This is a genomic window from Allofournierella sp. CML151, assembly GCF_027853465.1.
Taxonomy (GTDB): Bacteria; Bacillota; Clostridia; order Oscillospirales; family Ruminococcaceae; genus Allofournierella.
Genome location: NZ_JAPNNW010000017.1, coordinates 20,023 through 37,110 on the forward strand (window position 1 = coordinate 20,023; position 17,088 = coordinate 37,110).

General features: G+C 61.5%; 14 protein-coding genes. 6 read left to right on the forward strand and 8 right to left on the reverse strand.

Translation table 11 applies throughout. The features are described from left to right. Positions 1–27: 27 nt before the first annotated feature. The 6 genes from PH256_RS11690 (at position 28) to PH256_RS11715 (ending at position 5,926) form a co-directional block, all read left to right on the forward strand. Positions 28–1,107: a D-alanine--D-alanine ligase family protein gene (locus PH256_RS11690; protein WP_270914331.1), complete on the forward strand. Its 1,080-nt coding sequence runs from the start codon at positions 28–30 to the stop codon at positions 1,105–1,107. Then, positions 1,100–1,915: a glutamate racemase gene (gene murI / locus PH256_RS11695; protein ID WP_270914332.1), complete on the forward strand. Its 816-nt coding sequence runs from the start codon at positions 1,100–1,102 to the stop codon at positions 1,913–1,915. The genes PH256_RS11690 and murI overlap by 8 nt, the downstream gene beginning before the upstream one ends. Positions 1,916–1,941: 26 nt before the next feature. Further along, entirely contained in the window at positions 1,942–2,385 is a 444-nt protein-coding gene (locus tag PH256_RS11700; protein WP_087185291.1) for a DUF1934 domain-containing protein, read from the forward strand. A gap of 60 nt (positions 2,386–2,445) precedes the next feature. After that, on the forward strand, positions 2,446–4,236 hold the full coding sequence (gene argS / locus PH256_RS11705; RefSeq protein WP_242956199.1) for an arginine--tRNA ligase: 1,791 nt from the start codon (positions 2,446–2,448) through the stop codon (positions 4,234–4,236). Between the two features lie 135 nt (positions 4,237–4,371). After that, on the forward strand, positions 4,372–4,779 hold the full coding sequence (locus PH256_RS11710; RefSeq protein ID WP_270914333.1) for a putative signal transducing protein: 408 nt from the start codon (positions 4,372–4,374) through the stop codon (positions 4,777–4,779). Between the two features lie 193 nt (positions 4,780–4,972). After that, positions 4,973–5,926 (forward strand): L-lactate dehydrogenase, encoded by a 954-nt coding sequence (locus PH256_RS11715; RefSeq protein ID WP_087185536.1) that lies wholly within the window; start codon positions 4,973–4,975, stop codon positions 5,924–5,926. Positions 5,927–6,026: 100 nt separating this feature from the next. Here the strand turns inward: PH256_RS11715 and PH256_RS11720 are convergent, their stop codons facing one another. The 8 genes from PH256_RS11720 to PH256_RS11755 form a co-directional block, all read right to left on the reverse strand. Continuing rightward, a complete protein-coding gene (locus tag PH256_RS11720) occupies positions 6,027–7,205 on the reverse strand; it encodes a DEAD/DEAH box helicase (protein ID WP_270914334.1) in 1,179 nt (392 codons plus the stop codon). A 131-nt stretch (positions 7,206–7,336) separates the two neighbouring features. Continuing rightward, the gene (locus tag PH256_RS11725) at positions 7,337–8,692 is read right to left on the reverse strand and encodes an MATE family efflux transporter (protein ID WP_270914335.1); all 1,356 of its coding nucleotides are present in this window, start codon (positions 8,690–8,692) and stop codon (positions 7,337–7,339) included. A 74-nt stretch (positions 8,693–8,766) separates the two neighbouring features. Beyond that, entirely contained in the window at positions 8,767–9,213 is a 447-nt protein-coding gene (locus PH256_RS11730; RefSeq protein WP_270914336.1) for a MarR family winged helix-turn-helix transcriptional regulator, read from the reverse strand. 142 nt (positions 9,214–9,355) lie between these two features. After that, positions 9,356–11,248 (reverse strand): ATP-dependent zinc metalloprotease FtsH, encoded by a 1,893-nt coding sequence (ftsH, locus tag PH256_RS11735; RefSeq protein ID WP_270914337.1) that lies wholly within the window; start codon positions 11,246–11,248, stop codon positions 9,356–9,358. A 105-nt stretch (positions 11,249–11,353) separates the two neighbouring features. Continuing rightward, a complete protein-coding gene (locus tag PH256_RS11740; RefSeq protein ID WP_270914338.1) occupies positions 11,354–11,839 on the reverse strand; it encodes a hypothetical protein in 486 nt (161 codons plus the stop codon). Beyond that, the gene (locus PH256_RS11745) at positions 11,832–12,530 is read right to left on the reverse strand and encodes a hypothetical protein (protein ID WP_270914339.1); all 699 of its coding nucleotides are present in this window, start codon (positions 12,528–12,530) and stop codon (positions 11,832–11,834) included. Before PH256_RS11745 ends, PH256_RS11740 begins: the two co-directional genes overlap by 8 nt. A gap of 157 nt (positions 12,531–12,687) precedes the next feature. Continuing rightward, on the reverse strand, positions 12,688–15,894 hold the full coding sequence (carB, locus tag PH256_RS11750) for a carbamoyl-phosphate synthase large subunit (RefSeq protein WP_087185200.1): 3,207 nt from the start codon (positions 15,892–15,894) through the stop codon (positions 12,688–12,690). Positions 15,895–15,897: 3 nt separating this feature from the next. Then, complete coding sequence (locus PH256_RS11755) at positions 15,898–16,989, reverse strand: carbamoyl phosphate synthase small subunit (protein WP_270914340.1); 1,092 nt, start codon at positions 16,987–16,989, stop codon at positions 15,898–15,900. Positions 16,990–17,088 lie beyond the last annotated feature (99 nt).

A 17,088-nucleotide genomic window follows, 5' to 3' on the forward strand; every position in this document is an offset into this window, starting at 1 on the left:
CTTGGAGAGAGGAAGGTCTTTGCAGCTATGAACAAACTGAATGTTGCGCTGCTGTTCGGCGGCGTTTCCAGCGAACACGAGGTGAGCCGCGTTTCGGCCAGTACCATTGCCCGGGCGCTCAAGCCCTCCTCGTACCATCTTTACACCGTGGGCATCACCAAGGATGGCCGCTGGCTGTATTACTCCGGCCCCATTGAAAAAATAGCGGACGGCAGCTGGGAGCAGGACCCCTCCTGCGTGCCCTGCATGATCAGCCCGGACCGCTCGGACCATGGCCTGGTGCTCTGCCGCCACGACGGCACCTGGGCAGTGCTGCCCATGGACGTGGTGGTTCCCGCCCTGCACGGCAAGAACGGCGAGGACGGCACCATCCAGGGCCTGCTGGAGCTGGCGGGCATTCCCTACGTGGGCTGTGGCGTTCTGGCAAGCGCCGTCTGCATGGACAAAGCAGTGGCCAACACTCTGATGGACGCGGCGGGCATCGACCGCTGCGCCTGGGACTGGGCCAGCCGTTACGAGTGCGCTGATTTCGAGGCCCTGGAGGCCCGCCTGGCCGCAAAGCTGGGTTATCCCATCTTCGTGAAGCCCGCCAACGCGGGCAGCAGCGTGGGCATCAGCAAGGCGGCTGACAAGGCCGAGCTGGAGAAGGCCATCCAGGTGGCCCTGGCCGAGGACAACAAGGTGGTCTTCGAGCGCTTTGTGCAGGGCCAGGAGGTGGAGTGCGCGGTGATCGGCAACGAGGTCTGCGTTTCCACCCGCCCCGGTGAGATTCTGGCCAGCGAGGCTTTCTACACCTATGAGGATAAATATGTGCTGGGCACCAGCCGCACCGTGATCCCCGCTCATCTGAGCGAGGAGGTGCTGGACAAGGTGAAGGCCCAGGCGGAAAAGGCCTACCGCGCCCTGGGCTGTGAGGGTCTGGCCCGGGTGGACTTCTTCGTGGAGAACGGCGACACCATTCTGCTCAACGAGATCAATACCCTGCCCGGCTTCACCTCCATCAGCATGTACCCCAAGCTGATGGAAGATGCGGGCAAGCCCATCGACCATCTGCTGGATGAACTGGTCGCCCTTGCGCTGCAGCGCGCGGGGGTCCGCCATGGATAAGCGGCCCATCGGCGTGTTCGATTCCGGCATGGGCGGTCTCACGGCGGTGCGCCAGCTGCAGGCCATGCTGCCCGGCGAAAACATCGTCTACTTTGGCGACACCGGCCGGGTGCCCTATGGTACCCGCAGCCCGGAAACCATCCGCCAGTACGCCGAGCAGGACATCCGTTTTCTGCTCAGCCAGGACGTGAAATTCCTGCTGGCCGCCTGCGGTACAGTGAGCAGCACACTGCCGAAATCCTACACCGAAGCCCTGCCGGTGCCCTATGTGGGCGTGGTGGGCGCAGCGGTAAGTGCAGCGGCGGCCGCCACCAAAAACGGCCGCATCGGCGTGATTGCCACCCCGGCCACCATCCGCAGCCGCAGCTACGAGACCCGCATCCAGGGCATTCTGCCCGACGCTGAGATCTTCACCAAAAGCTGCCCCATGTTCGTGCCGCTGGTGGAGAACGGCTATGTGGGCCCCAACGACCCCATCACCACCGCCATCGCCCACGAGTATCTGGACGAGATCCGCGCCAAAGGAGTGGACACCCTGATCCTGGGCTGCACCCACTATCCCCTGATCGCTCACATCATTGCTCAGGTGATGGGCCCGGATGTGACCCTGATTGACGCGGGCCGGGAGGCCGCCCTCAAGACCCGGGATATGCTCACCCGGCTGGACCTTCTGGGCGACGGCGCCGCAAAGGGCGAAACCCGCTATTTTATGAGCGATTCTCCGGAGAGCTTCTCCGCGGCGGTCCGGCTGTTCATCGGCCCTCAGGGCGAGGGCACGGCCAGCCAGATCGCCATTGAGCAATATTGAACCCAAAAGGAGGTCCCCGCCAGTTTATGAACGAGGATTTTCTCATCCGCATCGACGGCCGGATGGAGCAGGCCGGTGAAACCGATTCGGTGGAGCTGATGACCCGCGGCAGCTTTGTGCGACGGGGCGGCAGCTTCTTCATCACCTATAAAGAGAGCGAGACCACCGGCTATGCCGGATGCACCACCACCGTGAAGGTGGCCGAAAATGCACAGAAGGTCACCATGCTGCGCTTCGGCCCCGCCGCCAGCCAGCTGGTGATTGAAAAAGGCACCCGCCATCTGTGCCACTACGAGACCGGTTACGGCTCCATGACCCTGGGCGTGGCCGCCGATGAGATCGAAAGCCGGCTGTCCGACGAGGGCGGCCAGGTGAAATTCAGCTACACGCTGGACGCCGACCAGGACATCGTACTCAGCCGCAACCTGGTAACCATCACCGTGAAGCGGGCCGAGCGTACGCCTCTTTGATTTGCTGTTCCCGGCGCGGCGCGCGCCTTCAAGTTTAAAAGGAAAGGAATACCGATCGATATGACCAATACGGAATACGAATCCATGATCGCCGAGATGAAGGAAACCTACAAGAACTACAATCCCCGCAAGAATGCGCTGGATGAGGCCCGCGCCCTGCTGACCCAGGCCGCTCAGGCTGCCATGGCCGCCGGTGAGCTGCCTCAGACCGATCTGCCCGACTTCATCGTGGAGATCCCCGGCGACGTGAAGAACGGCGACGTGGCCAGCAACCTGGCCATGGCCGGTGCCCGCGTCTTCAAAAAGGCTCCCCGTCAGATTGCCGACGCGATTCTGGCCCACCTGCCCAGCCTGGAGGGCAGCATCTTCTCCAAGGTAGAGGTGGCCGGTCCCGGCTTCATCAACCTGTTCCTGGCCCCCGGCTGGTTCTCCAGCGTGGTCTACGGCGCGACCCTGAACGAGCAGTACGGCCGTACCGACTTCGGCGAGGGCAAGAAGATCAATGTGGAGTTCGTTTCCGCCAACCCCACCGGCCCCATGCATCTGGGCAACGCCCGCGGCGGTGCGCTGGGCGACTGCCTGGCCGCTGTGATGGACTGGGCCGGTTACGATGTGACCCGTGAGTTCTACGTGAACGACGCGGGCAACCAGATTCAGAAGTTCGGCAAGAGCCTGTCCGCCCGTTACCTGCAGCACTTCAAGGGCGAGGAGGCCGTACCCTTCCCCGAGGACGGCTACCAGGGCGAGGACATCAAGGTGCTGGCCGCCGAGTTTGCCGCCATCGAGGGTGACAAGTACGTGGACGCTGACGAGGAGACCCGCAAGCAGGCCCTGATCAACTACGGCCTGCCCAAGAACATTGCCGGTCTGGAGCGCGACCTGGCCAAGTACCGCATCACCTACGACGTGTGGTTCCGCGAGAGCACCCTGCACGACTCCGGCGCGGTGCAGGCAGTGATCGACAAGCTGCTGGCCACCGGCGCCTGCTACAAGGCCGAGGACGGCGCCATCATGTACAAGAGCGCCCAGTACAGCGAGAAGTACGGCGCGGCCAACAAGCGCAAGGATGAGGACGAGGCCAAGGACGAGGTTCTGGTGCGCGCCAACGGCATTCCCACCTACTTCGCGGCGGACATCGCCTACCACTACAACAAGCTGGCCGTACGCGGCTTCGACAAGGCCATCGACATCTGGGGCGCCGACCACCACGGGCACGTGGCCCGCATGAAGGGCGCTATGGATGCCGTGGGCCTGAACGGTGAGGATCTGGACGTGATCCTGATGCAGCTGGTCAAGCTGGTGAAGGACGGCCAGCAGGTGCGCATGAGCAAGCGGACCGGTAAGGCCATCACCCTGACCGACCTGCTGGACGAGGTGCCCATCGATTCCGCCCGCTTCTTCTTCAACCTGCGCGAGGCAGGCAGCCAGATGGACTTCGACCTGGATCTGGCCGTGAAGGAGGACAGCGACAACCCGGTATACTACGTGCAGTACGCCCACGCCCGCATCTGCTCCATCGTGAAGAAGCTGGCCAGCGAGGGCATCTCCTACGAGGGCCACACCGCCTGGGCCGGTTACCAGTTCAGCGACCCCGCCGAGCTGGAGCTGATCCGTGCTGTGAGCGCCTTCCCCGCCGAGATCGTGACCAGCGCCAAGAACTACGAGCCCGCCCGCATCACCCGCTACGTGATTGATCTGGCCGGTTCCTTCCACAAGTTCTACAACGCCTGCCGCATCAAGGACGCAGAGCCCGCCGCCCGTCAGGCCCGTCTGGCTCTGTGCCTGGCCGTGAAGCAGGTCATCGCCAACGTGCTGACCATGTTCAAGGTCACCGTACCCGAGAGCATGTAAGCAACCGCCATTCTGCCAATAAGATGCAAACGGCCCGTTCCCCCAAAAGGAACGGGTCGTTCTTTTTCCACAGAAAGCAACGTGCATGCTATAATAAAGAAAAAGCGGTTTTCCGACTGGAAAGGAAGTGTGTGTATGCTTTGGTGCTCTCATTGCCAGTGCAACATACCAGATGACGCCCCGGCCTGCCCACAATGCGGCGGCCCCCTGGAGCCCGCACTCCGTGCGGAATGGGATTTTTCTCTCAAGGACCGGCCCGGTCACCATATGCCTCAGGACCCGGTTCATCTGGTCAATCTGCCGGATTATGCACTGGCCGGGATGCTGGCTGAACTCCTGGAGGACAACGGCATCCCCAGCTATCTGCGGGAGTCCGGCACGCTGGGACAGGCTTCCAGTATCTATCTGGGCACCTCTCTGCTGGGGTATGATCTGTATGTGGAGGCCAGCCAGCTGCAGGAAGCAAAGGCATGGGTGGACGCCTTCCTGAATGCGCCCGATGATACCTTGGAAGCTGCGGGTTCCGAATCTGCCGCCGATTGAGGTGCTGCTGTCTCTGCCAACGCTTTGGCCAGTCCACCAAAAATCTTTTTCCTGTTTTATGCAGATTGACAAATGCTGCAATTCTGATTCATAATAAAAACCAGGGTGTTTTGGAAGCCTTACGGCCCGCGCCCTGGTTTTTTCTGCGCCTTTTGCGCAGGTTCCATGAGATTATGTTAGGAGGAATCCCCTTATGCGTATGAAAGAAGGCAAGCTGGTGCTGATTGGCGCCGGTATGGTGGGCAGCGCCACTCTGAACGCCATCCTGGCCCAGAGCGTGGTCAGCGAGATCGTGGTGATCGACGCCAACGAAGACAAGGCTCTGGGCGAGGTGCTGGACGCTCTGCACACCACCTCTTTCGCCTATTCCACCAACACCACCATCCGGGTGGGCAGCTACGCCGACTGCGCGGACGCCTCCATCATCGTGATGACTGCCGGTCCCAGCATTCAGGCCGGTGACAACGACCGCCGGGTGCTGGCGGAAAAGAACATCGCCGTGATGGACGCGGTGATGGCCGAAATTACCCGCTACACCCGCAGTGCCGTTCTGATCGTGGTCACCAACCCGGTGGACCTGGTCACCTATTTTGCTCAGACCAAATACAACTACCCCGCCGACAAAATCTTCGGCACCGGCACCCTGCTGGACACCGCCCGCATGCGTCAGCTCATCGCCGCCCAGTGCAACGTGGACTCCAAGAATGTGCACGGTTACCTGCTGGGTGAGCACGGCGAGAGCGCCTTCATCCCCTGGAGCATGGTGAATGTGGCCGGTATTCCGGTGGACGAGCTGCCCCGCGCCTTTGGCCTGAGCGCCGCGCTGGACAAGGAAAAGATTCTGGCAGACACCAAGGCCGCCGGCCTGCGGGTGCTGAAGCTGAAGGGCTTCACCTCCAGCGGCATTGCCCAGAGCGTGGCCCGTCTGGTGCGCGCCATCGTGCTGAACGAGCGCTGCGTGCTGCCGGTAAGCTGCGTGCTGCAGGGCGAGTACGACCTGGAGCAGGTGGCCATGAGCGTACCCTGTGTGATCGGTGCAAACGGCCGCGAGCGGGTGCTGGAAGTGACCCTGCTGCCGGAAGAGCAGGATCAGCTGGCCGCCTGCTGCGAGAGCCTGCAGAAAATGCTGCTGCAGCTGGGCCTGTAATTTCTGCCTCGAAAACGACAAAAAGCGCATCCCGGATGGGATGCGCTTTTCTTGTTTTCGAAAGCCGGGCGGGTTTTCCACAAACCGGCCCGGAGATTGTTTAAAAGTAGCTGCGGATCTGGAACTTATCCACCTTTTCCACCTTTTCCTCGATGAGGGCGGTATGGTCCTCGTTCCAGTGCACCGGGATAGCCTCGTTGCGGGTCAGCCGCAGCAGCTCATCCACTCGCTTGGTCTCCTCGGCGGTGTACATCAGGTAGGACACGCCCTCCCGCTTGGCGCGGCCGGTACGGCCGATGCGGTGGGTGTAGTGCTCGTTGGCACCGGGCACGTCGTAGTTGATCACCGCGTCCACGTCGTCCACGTCGATGCCGCGGGCGGCCACATCGGTGGCCACCAGCACCGCAATGTTGCCCTCCCGGAAGCTGGCCATGATCTTGTTCCGGTCGCTCTGGGAAAGATCGCCGTGCAGGCAGTCCACCACAAAGTTCAGCCGGGCCAGCTGGTTGGTCAGGATGGCGGTGGTGAACTTGGTGTTGCAGAACACCATCACCCGCTTGTACTCGCCGGAGATGATGATCTGGGCCAGGTCCGCCAGCTTGTTGCGGCCGGTGGTCAGCAGCTTGTACTGGTGGATCTTGGGCTGGCTTTCCAGCACCGGCTGCACGCTGATCTCCTCGGCGTCCCGCTGGTAGAGCCAGCCGATGTCCATCACCTCGCGGCTGATGGTGGCACTGAACATGCACAGGCTCTTGCGGGCCTTCATGGAATCGATGATTCGGCGCACATCCTTGTAGAAGCCCATGTTCAGCATCTCGTCGGCCTCGTCCAGCACGATGCTGGTCACGCCGCTCACGTCGATGTTCTTGTGATGCATGTGGTCCATCAGGCGGCCCGGGGTGGCCACCACGATCTGGCAGCCCTTCTTCAGCTTCTCAGCCTGGCGCTGGATATTGGCGCCGCCGTATACGCAGACAATGCGCACCTTGGGCAGGAAGTGGGCCAGCTCGGTAAGCTCCTCGGCGATCTGCTGGGCCAGCTCACGGGTGGGGGCCAGGATCACCGCCTGGGGCTTGTTGCTCTCCGGATTGATCCGCTCAATGATGGGAATGCCGAAGGCGCAGGTCTTGCCGGTGCCGGTGGGAGCCTTGGCGATCACATCCTTGCCTGCCATCATCACCGGAATGGCCTTCTCCTGTACTTCGGTCATCTCGGTGAAGCCCATACGCTCCACGGCCTGCAGGATTTCGGGGCTGCATTTCAGCTCACTGTATAACATAGTTTATTTACTCCGTTTCGTATATTCCCGCCCGGTCCCGTGCGCAGGCGCGCACCACCGGCCGCGGGGGTTTTCTTTTTTGTGCATACAAAATTATTATAGCATGCCCGAAGCCGAAACGGAATAGCCCCTCAAGCCTCCTGCGCCGCCAGAACAGCGCGCTGCTGCCTCAGCGCCCGCACCAGCAAAAACAGTGCAATGACAATGGCCAGATAGTCCGCCGTGGTCTGGGTGAAGTTGATGCCATTCAAACCGAACAGCCGCCCCAGCACAAACAGCAGCGGGATAAAGAACACGCCCTGCCGGAACAGCGACAGCAACGTGGCCGGAACCGGCCGGTCCATCGCCTGCAGGCTGTTGATGGTCAGAAACAGCAGGCCCAGAACAGGGCCGGCCAGCGAGGTGGCCACCAGCATCGCGGCCCCGTATTCAATCACCTGTGCATCATCGATGAAGGCCCGGACCACACCCGGCGCAAACGCGATGTAGAACCCGCTGAGCAGCGTGCCGCACACCACCGTAAGTACCCCGCTGAACCGCAGGATGGCACCAAACCGCTTTGCTGCTCCTGCGCCGTGACAGTAGCCCAGCAGCGGCTGAATGCCGTTGGTAATGCCCATATGCACAAACACAATGAACATATACACCTTGGTCACGATGCCCATGGCGGCCACCGCGGTGTCCCCGTAGGGCACCAGCGCATTGTTCAGCAGCACGGTGGAAATACTCATCAGCGCCGAGTTGATGCCCGCGGGAATCCCAATGCTTACCACGCGCCGGGCAATGCGCCCGCAGCTCGCCAGATACCGGGGATGCATGGACAGCAGCGGACTTTTCCGGGTCAGATAGTAGATGTAATACACGCAGCCGAACACGTTGCCCAGCACCGTGGCAATGGCCGCGCCTGCAGTGCCCATATCCAGAGTCAGGATAAAGATCGGGTCCAGAATAATGTTGGCCACAGTACCGATCATACCGCCCAGCATGGAGGCGCTGGCCGCGCCCTCACCCCGTACCACATGGCCGAAGGCGTTGGCCAGCAGAATAAAGGGCGCACCCACCGCAATGTAAAACAGATAATCCCGGGAAAATTCCCAGGTGTCCGGCGTGCTGCCCAGGATACGCAGCAGCGGGTCCATGCCCAGCAGAATGGCCACCGCAGCCACCAGCCCCACAGCCAGCGCGCTGTAAAAACAGAAGGCGGAAGCCTCCTTGGCTCGCTTCTCCTCCTTCTGCCCCAGCAGAATGGAGATAACCGCGCTGCCGCCGATGCCGATGAGGTTGGCCACCGCCATGTACATCACGAACACCGCATTGGTCAGCGAGACCGCCGCCACCTGGCAGGCATCGTTGGTCTGGCCCACGAAAAAGGTATCGGCCATATTGTAGATCACCAGCACCAGCGACGAAATCACCGTGGGAATGGCCATGCGCAGCACCGCCTTTTTCACCGGCGTGCGCAGAAACAGCTCCTGATCGCTTTTCATTGATTTTCCCTCTTCCCTCTTTTGTTTGTTAGCAAACTATTTGCGGGTGCCGCGCCCTTTTTCGGGCGTCCCGCTTACAGGTTGGCCTGCATGCGGGCCAGAAAACGGCGCAGCTGGTTCAGCTCCTCCGGAGAGAACCCGCTCACCAGCTGCTGTTCCAGCTCCTGGCGGATGGCGGAATACCGCCGCTGCAATTCCCTGCCCGCCGGTTCCAGCTGCAGTGCCTTGCGGCGGCCATCCCGGGCATCGCTCACCCGACGGATCAGCCCTTTTTCCTCCATCAGGGCCAGCATCTTGGAGGCTGTGGCCCGGTTAATGGCAAACTCCTCCTCCACATCCCGCTGAAACACCGGCTCCTCCTGCTGCTCTTTATGGAACAGAAAATCAGTGACCCACATGTTCTGCAGGGTGCACTCCTGCAGCTTGCGCCGGTCGTAAAGCGAATGGATGCGCCGCAGAATCTGGTTATCCAGCTTTTTGATCTGAAGGCTCACATCCTGGTTCTGTGGATTTTGCTGCACGGTTCTTCCCTCCTATTTCGTTTGCTTGCAAATTAATTGTAGAGAGATGTGCCCGCCTTGTCAACCCTTTTCCTCTGCTGCACACAAAAAAGGCACGGCGTTTTTGTACAAAACGCCGTGCCGGGGATGCTCATTTGTATGCTCAGCCGGGCAACTGCTGGGCCGGAGCTGTGGGCTCGGGCTGCCGGTTCAGAATTTCCATGAACTCCTCGCCGGTAATGGTCTCCCGCTCCATCAGGAAGGCGGCCAGCTCATGCAGCTTGTCCACGTTGTCCTTCAGGATCTCCATGGCCTTGGCATGGGCGGATTTGATCAGCTCCAGAACCTCCTGGTCGATCTTCTCCGCGGTACCCTCGCTGCAGGCCAGCGAGGCGTCGCCGCCCAGGTACTGGCTGTTCACGGTGGCCAGGGCCATCATGTCGAATTCCTTGCTCATGCCCAACCGGGTGACCATATTTCGGGCCAGCCGGGTAGCCTGTTCGATGTCGTTGGAGGCGCCGCTGGTGTAGCTGCCGAAGATCAGCTCCTCGGCGGCACGGCCACCGGTGAAGGTGGCGATCTTGTTGAAGGCCTCCTCACGGCTCAGCAGGTTGGTCTCCTCCTCGGGCACCTGCAGGGTATAGCCCAGCGCGCCGGAGGTGCGGGGCACGATGGTGATCTTGGCCACCGGGGCGCTGTTGGTCTGCTTGGCCGCCACCAGCGCATGGCCGATTTCGTGGTAGGCCACAATCCGCTTTTCCTTGGGGTTGAGCACCTTGTTCTTACGCTGGTAGCCCGCGATCACGGTCTCCACCGCCTCCATCAGGTCACTCTGGTTCACAATGCGGCGGTTCTGCTTCACCGCCCGCAGCGCGGCCTCGTTCACCATATTGGCCAGCTCGGCGCCGGAAGCACCGCTGGTGGCCCGGGCAATGGCCATGAAGTCCACATTCTCGTCCACCATGACCTTTTTGGCGTGTACCTTCAGGATGGCAGCGCGGCCCTCCAGGTCCGGCAGCTCCACCGGAATGCGCCGGTCAAACCGGCCGGGGCGCAGCAGGGCTTTGTCCAGAGTCTCAGGCCGGTTGGTGGCCGCCAGGATGATAACACCCTTGCTGCCGTCAAAGCCGTCCATCTCGGTGAGCAGCTGGTTCAGAGTCTGCTCCCGCTCGTCGTTGCCGCCGCTGATGCCGGCCGCATTGTCACGGCTCTTGCCGATGGTGTCGATCTCGTCAATGAACACGATGCAGGGGGCCTTCTCCGCCGCCTGCTTGAACAGGTCGCGCACACGGGCCGCGCCCATGCCCACGAACATCTCCACAAACTCGGAACCGGCGATGCTGAAGAAGGGCACGCCCGCCTCACCGGCGACAGCCTTGGCCAGCAGGGTCTTACCGGTACCCGGAGGACCCACCAGCAGGGCACCCTTGGGCAGGGTGGCGCCGATGCTGTTGTACTTGCTTGGATTGTGCAGGAAGTCCACGATTTCAGCCAGGGCTTCCTTGGCCTCATCCTGCCCGGCCACGTCCGCGAAGGTCTTGCCGGTCTGGGCCTCCACATACACCTTGGCATTGGATTTGCCGAAGCTCATGGCATTGGGTCCGCCCATCCGCTTCATCATAAAGCGCATGAGCAGCTGGCCCAGCAGCACCATGAACAGCACCGGCAGCACCACGCTGAACAAAAGATTCATGATGGGCGAGGTCTTGGTAGGAATCACACCGCCGTATTCCACCTCGCCGCCTTCCGGGTTCTTGGCCTCCAGCAGCCGCTCCACCCGGTCCGGGTCATTGACCCACGCGGTCTGATAGATCCGCTCCTTGCCGTTTTCGTCCAGTGCCTGATAGGTGATGGTGCCGTTGGATGCATCCTCCTGCACCACGCTCACCTTGCCCTCTTCCAGATCGGTGACGAAGCGGTTGTAGCTCACCTCGGTCACCGAACCGCGCATGATGTTGGGGAACACCAGCGCATTGAGCAGAAGCAGGATCACCACCGCGGCCACGTAGTAATAGATCAGTGCCTTTTTAGGATTTTTGGGTCCTGTTGTTTTCATATTCACTCCGCCTTTTTCAAGTGGTATCGGTTCAATTCTACTATTCTAGGATACATTCCCGATATTAAGAATATATGAACGTTTCTAAAAGATTTCGCGTGCAATTCAGGGCAGCTCCACTTCCCCCAGTTCCAGGGGTGTTTCGCCATAGGGGTCCAGGGTAATTTGCAGGGTTTTGGTGTCCAGTTCTTCCGGGTCCACCTCCAAAATCAGCTCCACGTCGCCGATGCAGCCCACCGGCACACAGGACTCCTGTTCCAGGGTAATGCTCTCGTCCCAGGGGTCCCACACATCCACTGCATATTCGTACCCCTTCACCGGGCGCATGCCCAGGTTCCATGCCGCCACATAAACATCCTGGTCGCTGTTGTTGGTGAGCACGAAATGCAGGCGGTAATATTCGTAACCTTCCTGCGCGCCTTCCGGCTGCACCGGCTCGATCTGTACCCCATCCATGGAGGCATACCAGCCGGGAGCGGTGCCCAGCGCACTCAGATGCATGGCGCCCCAGACGCCGGTCCCCAGAATGGCCAGCACCAGCAGGCCCGCCAGTACCCAAAGGCCCATTCCCTTGCGGGTATCCTCAATCATCGCCGGTCACCTCCTGGTCAAACCGCACGGCCACTCCCGCTGCCTGTACGCTTTCGGTGTTGTAGTCCTCATTCTTTTCCAGCCAGTGCAGCCAGAGAGTTCCCTCGCTCACGGATTCCGGCACCAGGAAATATACCCAGCCCTCTTCCATACCGGTACCGCACAGCTCGTAGCCATTCAGTGCACGCATGGCCCATTCCGGGTGCTCCTGTTCCAGCTCGTAGCCGCCCAGGTTTGGGTAATATACGCCGCCGCTCTGCAGATAAAACGCCCCGTCGCAGTCCCAGGCGGCCTGGTTCATTGCGCCCAGGCTCACCGCCGCACGCACGATTTTTTCTCCCTGGGCAATGCCGGTGATCGGCCCCAGGTCCTCCCCCTGGCCGCTCACCTTCACGGCTCGCTGATACGGACCAAAGGAAAAGCTCTCATCCGCCTGGTACATGCTCTGCTGGGCATCCGGCACATAAACCGCATTCCGCCATTCCAGCTGACGGCCCCGCAGCCAGAAAAACGCCCCCTCTGCCAGCAGTACCACCAGCAGCACGGCGCAGATGGCCAGAGGCAGCAGCCGGGCTGCGCCTGCGCTTTTCTGCTCCGGGAGCTGGTTCGAAAAGCCGTCCGGCTCCTGCCAAGACTCTTGTTCCGGCATCTGTGCGTTCCAGGCATCATATTCCGGTGCGTTTCGCTTCATGGACCCTGCCTCCTGTTCCGGCATTCGCCCTGCCGGGGCGCGCCGGTTCTCGTTTTCTTTTATTATACCGGTTCGGGCAGTTTCTGTCAGCAAAAGGCAGAAAGAAAACGCCGCCGGATGTTTCCGGCGGCGTTTGATAAAGCGAGAAGTTTTGTTCTTACAGGGTGGAGATGTCGATCAGCTCCACGTCGTCCAGGGTAGCACCACTGCGCAGGGTCTCCACCAGCACCTTGGCGGTGTCGATGGCGGTCAGGCAGGGAACGCTCAGCTCCACAGCCTTGCGGCGCATCTTCACGCTGTCCAGATCCGGGTCACGGCCGTGATCGGAGGTGGAGATCACGTAGTCCACCAGGCCGCTTTCCAGCAGGTCCAGAATGTTGGGATGCTCGTCGCTGATGCGGCGCACGGTGTTGCAGGCGATCATGTTGCTGTTCAGGGTCTTGGCGGTACCGCTGGTGGCATAGAGCTTGTAGCCCATGTCCTTCAGCTGCCAGGCGGTGTCCAGAATCTCCAGCTTGTCCGCGTTCTTCACGGTGATCAGGCAGCAGCTGCCGCTGCGGGGCTTCTGGAACTTGTAGCCGGCGCCCACCAGGCCCTTCAGCAGCGCCTCACTGAAGGTGCGGGCGATGCCCAGCACCTCGCCGGTGCTCTTCATCTCGGGTCCCAACTGGGTGTCCACGCCGTGCAGCTTCTCAAAGCTGAACACGGGTACCTTGACGGCCACATAGGGAGCGTCGGGACGGATGCCGGTGCCCCAGCCCATATCCTTCAGCTTCTCACCCAGCATGCAGCGCACGGCCAGCTCCACCATGGGAACGCCGGTCACCTTGCTGATGTAGGGCACGGTACGGCTGGAACGGGGGTTCACCTCAATGACGTAAACCTGGTTGTTGTACACCACATACTGGATGTTCACCAGGCCTACCACCTTCAGCTCACGGGCCAGACGGCCGGTGTATTCCACCAGCATCTGTTTGATGCGGAGAGACAGGGTGCGGGGCGGGTAGACGCTGATGGAGTCGCCGGAATGGATGCCGGCGCGCTCCACGTGCTCCATCATGCCGGGGATCAGGTAATCCTCGCCGTCGCAGATGGCGTCCACCTCACACTCGGTGCCCATCAGGTACTTGTCCACCAGAACCGGGTTCTCCATATCGGTGTGCTCGGCGATGATGGCCATGTACTCGGTCACGTCGTCCGGGCCGTAGGCGATGATCATGTTCTGACCGCCCAGCACATAGCTGGGACGCAGCAGAACCGGGTAGCCCAGCTCGCTGCCCGCGGCCAGGGCCTGCTCGGTGGTGAAGACGGTGTGTCCCTTCGGGCGGGGAATGCCGCAGCGCTCCAGCAGCTCGTCGAAGCGCTCACGGTCCTCGGCCTCGTCAATGGCGTCCGCCGGGGTACCCAGCAGCTTCACGCCCAGCTCGGTCAGGTGCTTGGTGAGCTTGATGGCAGTCTGGCCGCCGAACTGAACCACGCAGGCCCAGGGCTTCTCGGTCTCCAGGATGTTCTCCACACTCTCGGGGTCCAGCGGATCAAAGTACAACCGGTCGCCGGTGTCGAAGTCGGTGGAAACGGTCTCGGGGTTGTTGTTGGCGATCACGGCCTCGTAGCCGAACTTCTTCAGGGTCCACACGCAGTGCACGCTGCAGTAGTCGAACTCGATGCCCTGGCCGATGCGGATGGGGCCGGAACCGAATACCAGCACCTTCTTCTTGTCGGTGGGATGGTCGGCGATGAACTGAGCGGCCTCGTTCTCCTCGTCAAAGCTGGAGTAGAAGTAGGGGGTGCGGGCGGCAAACTCGGCGGCGCAGGTATCTACCATCTTGAAGCCGGCGCGCAGACGGGCGGGCAGCTCGGTGCAGCCGCTGATGCGCTTGATGGCCTTGTCGGTGAAGCCCTGGCGCTTGGCCAGCTTGTACAGCTCCATGCTCATCTCACCGGCGGCCAGACGCTTCTCGGTGTCGGCCAGCTTGGCAAGCTTGGACAGGAACCAGTAGTCGATCTTGGTGGCGGCGTAGATCTCCTCGAAATCGAAGCCGCGCTTGATGGCCTCGAACACCACGAAGCTGCGGTCGGAGTCGCAGACGTGCAGCTTTGCGCGAATCTCCTCGTCGGTGCACTCGGCCAGGTGAGGCAGGTCCATGGTATCCAGGCCCAGCTCGATGGAGCGAACCGCCTTCATCAGAGCCTCCTCAAAGCTCTGACCGATGGCCATGACCTCACCGGTGGCCATCATCTGGGTGCCCAGGTCCTTCTTGGCGTAAACGAACTTATCGAAGGGCCACTTGGGGAACTTGACCACACAGTAGTCCAGCGCGGGCTCGAAGCAGGCGCAGGTCTGGCCGGTGATGTCGTTGGTGATCTCGTCCAGGCTGTAGCCGATGGCAATCTTGGTGGCAACCTTGGCGATGGGGTAACCGGTGGCCTTGGAGGCCAGCGCGGAGGAGCGGCTCACGCGGGGGTTTACCTCGATGACCGCGTACTCGAAGCTGTCCGGCTTCAGGGCGAACTGGCAGTTGCAGCCGCCCTCGATGCCCAGCTCGGTGATGATGCGCAGCGCGGAAGAGCGCAGCATCTGATACTCTTTGTCGGACAAGGTCTGGCTGGGAGCCACAACGATGGAGTCGCCGGTGTGCACGCCCACGGGGTCGAAGTTCTCCATGTTGCATACGGTGATCACGTTGCCCTTGCCGTCGCGCATCACTTCGTATTCGATCTCTTTCCAGCCGGCGATGCACTTCTCGATCAGCACCTGATGGATGGGAGACAGGCGCAGACCGTTGGTGCCGATCTCGCGCAGCTGGGCCTCGTCCTCACAGATGCCGCCGCCGGTGCCGCCCATGGTGAAGGCGGGGCGCACGATCACGGGGTAGTCGATCTCCTTGGCAAAAGCCAGGGCATCGTCCAGGTTCTCCACCACCTTGCTGGGGATGCAGGGCTCGCCCAGCTTCTCCATGGTGTCCTTGAACAGCTGACGGTCCTCGGCCCGGTCGATGGTCTCGGGCTTGCAGCCCAGCAGACGCACGCCCTCGGCCTCCAGGAAGCCTTCCCGGGCCAGGGTCATGGCCATGTTCAGGCCGGTCTGGCCGCCCAGGTTGGGCAGGATGGAGTCCGGCTTTTCCTTCTGGATGATGCGCTTGATGACCTCGGGGGTCATGGGCTCCACATACACCCGGTCGGCGATGTTGGGGTCGGTCATGATGGTGGCGGGGTTGGAGTTCACCAGCACCACCTCGATGCCCTCGGCCTTCAGCGCGCGGCAGGCCTGGGTGCCGGAGTAGTCGAACTCGGCCGCCTGGCCGATGATGATGGGGCCGGAGCCGATCACCAGAACTTTTTTAATGCTCGTATCCTTTGGCATGGCTCAGCAGCCTCCCTTCATCATGTCCACAAATTCATCAAACAGGTAGTCGGTATCCTTGGGGCCGCCGCAGGCTTCCGGGTGGAACTGCACGGTGAAGCAGTCCATATTGTTGTAGCGGATGCCTTCCACGGTGCCGTCGTTGGCGTTCACATGGCTCACCTCGCCCAGGGATTTGTCCAGGCTGTCGCCCACCACAGCGTAACCGTGGTTCTGGCTGGTGATGTAGGTGCGGCCGTGGGCCAGGTCAGTAACCGGCTGGTTCACACCGCGGTGACCGTATTTCAGCTTTTCGGTCTTGGCGCCCTGGGCCAGCGCCATCAGCTGGTGGCCCAGGCAGATGCCGAAGATGGGCAGGCCCAGCTTGGCGATCTCCTTCAGGTTCTCAATGATCTCCACGTTTTCCGCCGGGTCGCCGGGGCCGTTGGAGAGCATGATGCCGTCCAGGCCCATCTCCTTGAGCTGGCTGGCGGTGGTGGTGGCGGGCACAACGCTCACCTTGCAGTCCCGCTTGACCAGGCTGCGCTGGATGTTGTTCTTGCAGCCGAAGTCGAACAGGGCTACATGGTACTTGCCGTCCTCGTTGAGCACAGTGGTCTCGGTGCGGGTCACGTTGGCCACAGCCTCGGTCACGTTGTACTCCCGGATGGCCTTCATCAGGGCCTCGTCCGCCAGGGCCTCCTCGGCGGTGGCGTACTCGGTCGTGAGCGCGCCGTTCATGACGCCGCTCTCACGCAGCAGGCGCACCAGGCTGCGGGTGTCGATGCCCGCCAGGCCGATGATGTTCTGCTCCTTCAGGTACTGATCCAGAGTCTTCTTGCAGCGGAAGTTGCTGGGCGCGTCGCACAGCTCGCGCACGATATAGCCAAAGGCCCAGATGCGGCCGGACTCCGCGTCCTCGCCGTTGATGCCGTAGTTGCCCACCAGAGGATAGCTCTGGGTGATGATCTGACCGTAGTAGCTGGGGTCGGTCAGGGTCTCTTCGTAGCCCACCATGCCGGTGTTGAACACCACCTCACCCACGCGGGTGCCGGTAGCGCCGAACTGCTGGCCTTCCAGCACGGTTCCGTTGGCCAAAACCAAAAATGTTTTCAAGGCTCTAATCCCTCGCTTTCAGCGTTGTTGCAAAATGGTCGCCCTTGCGTGACAAAGGCCGGCCCGGCCGGGCAAAAAAGCACCCGGTCGGGCTCAGAA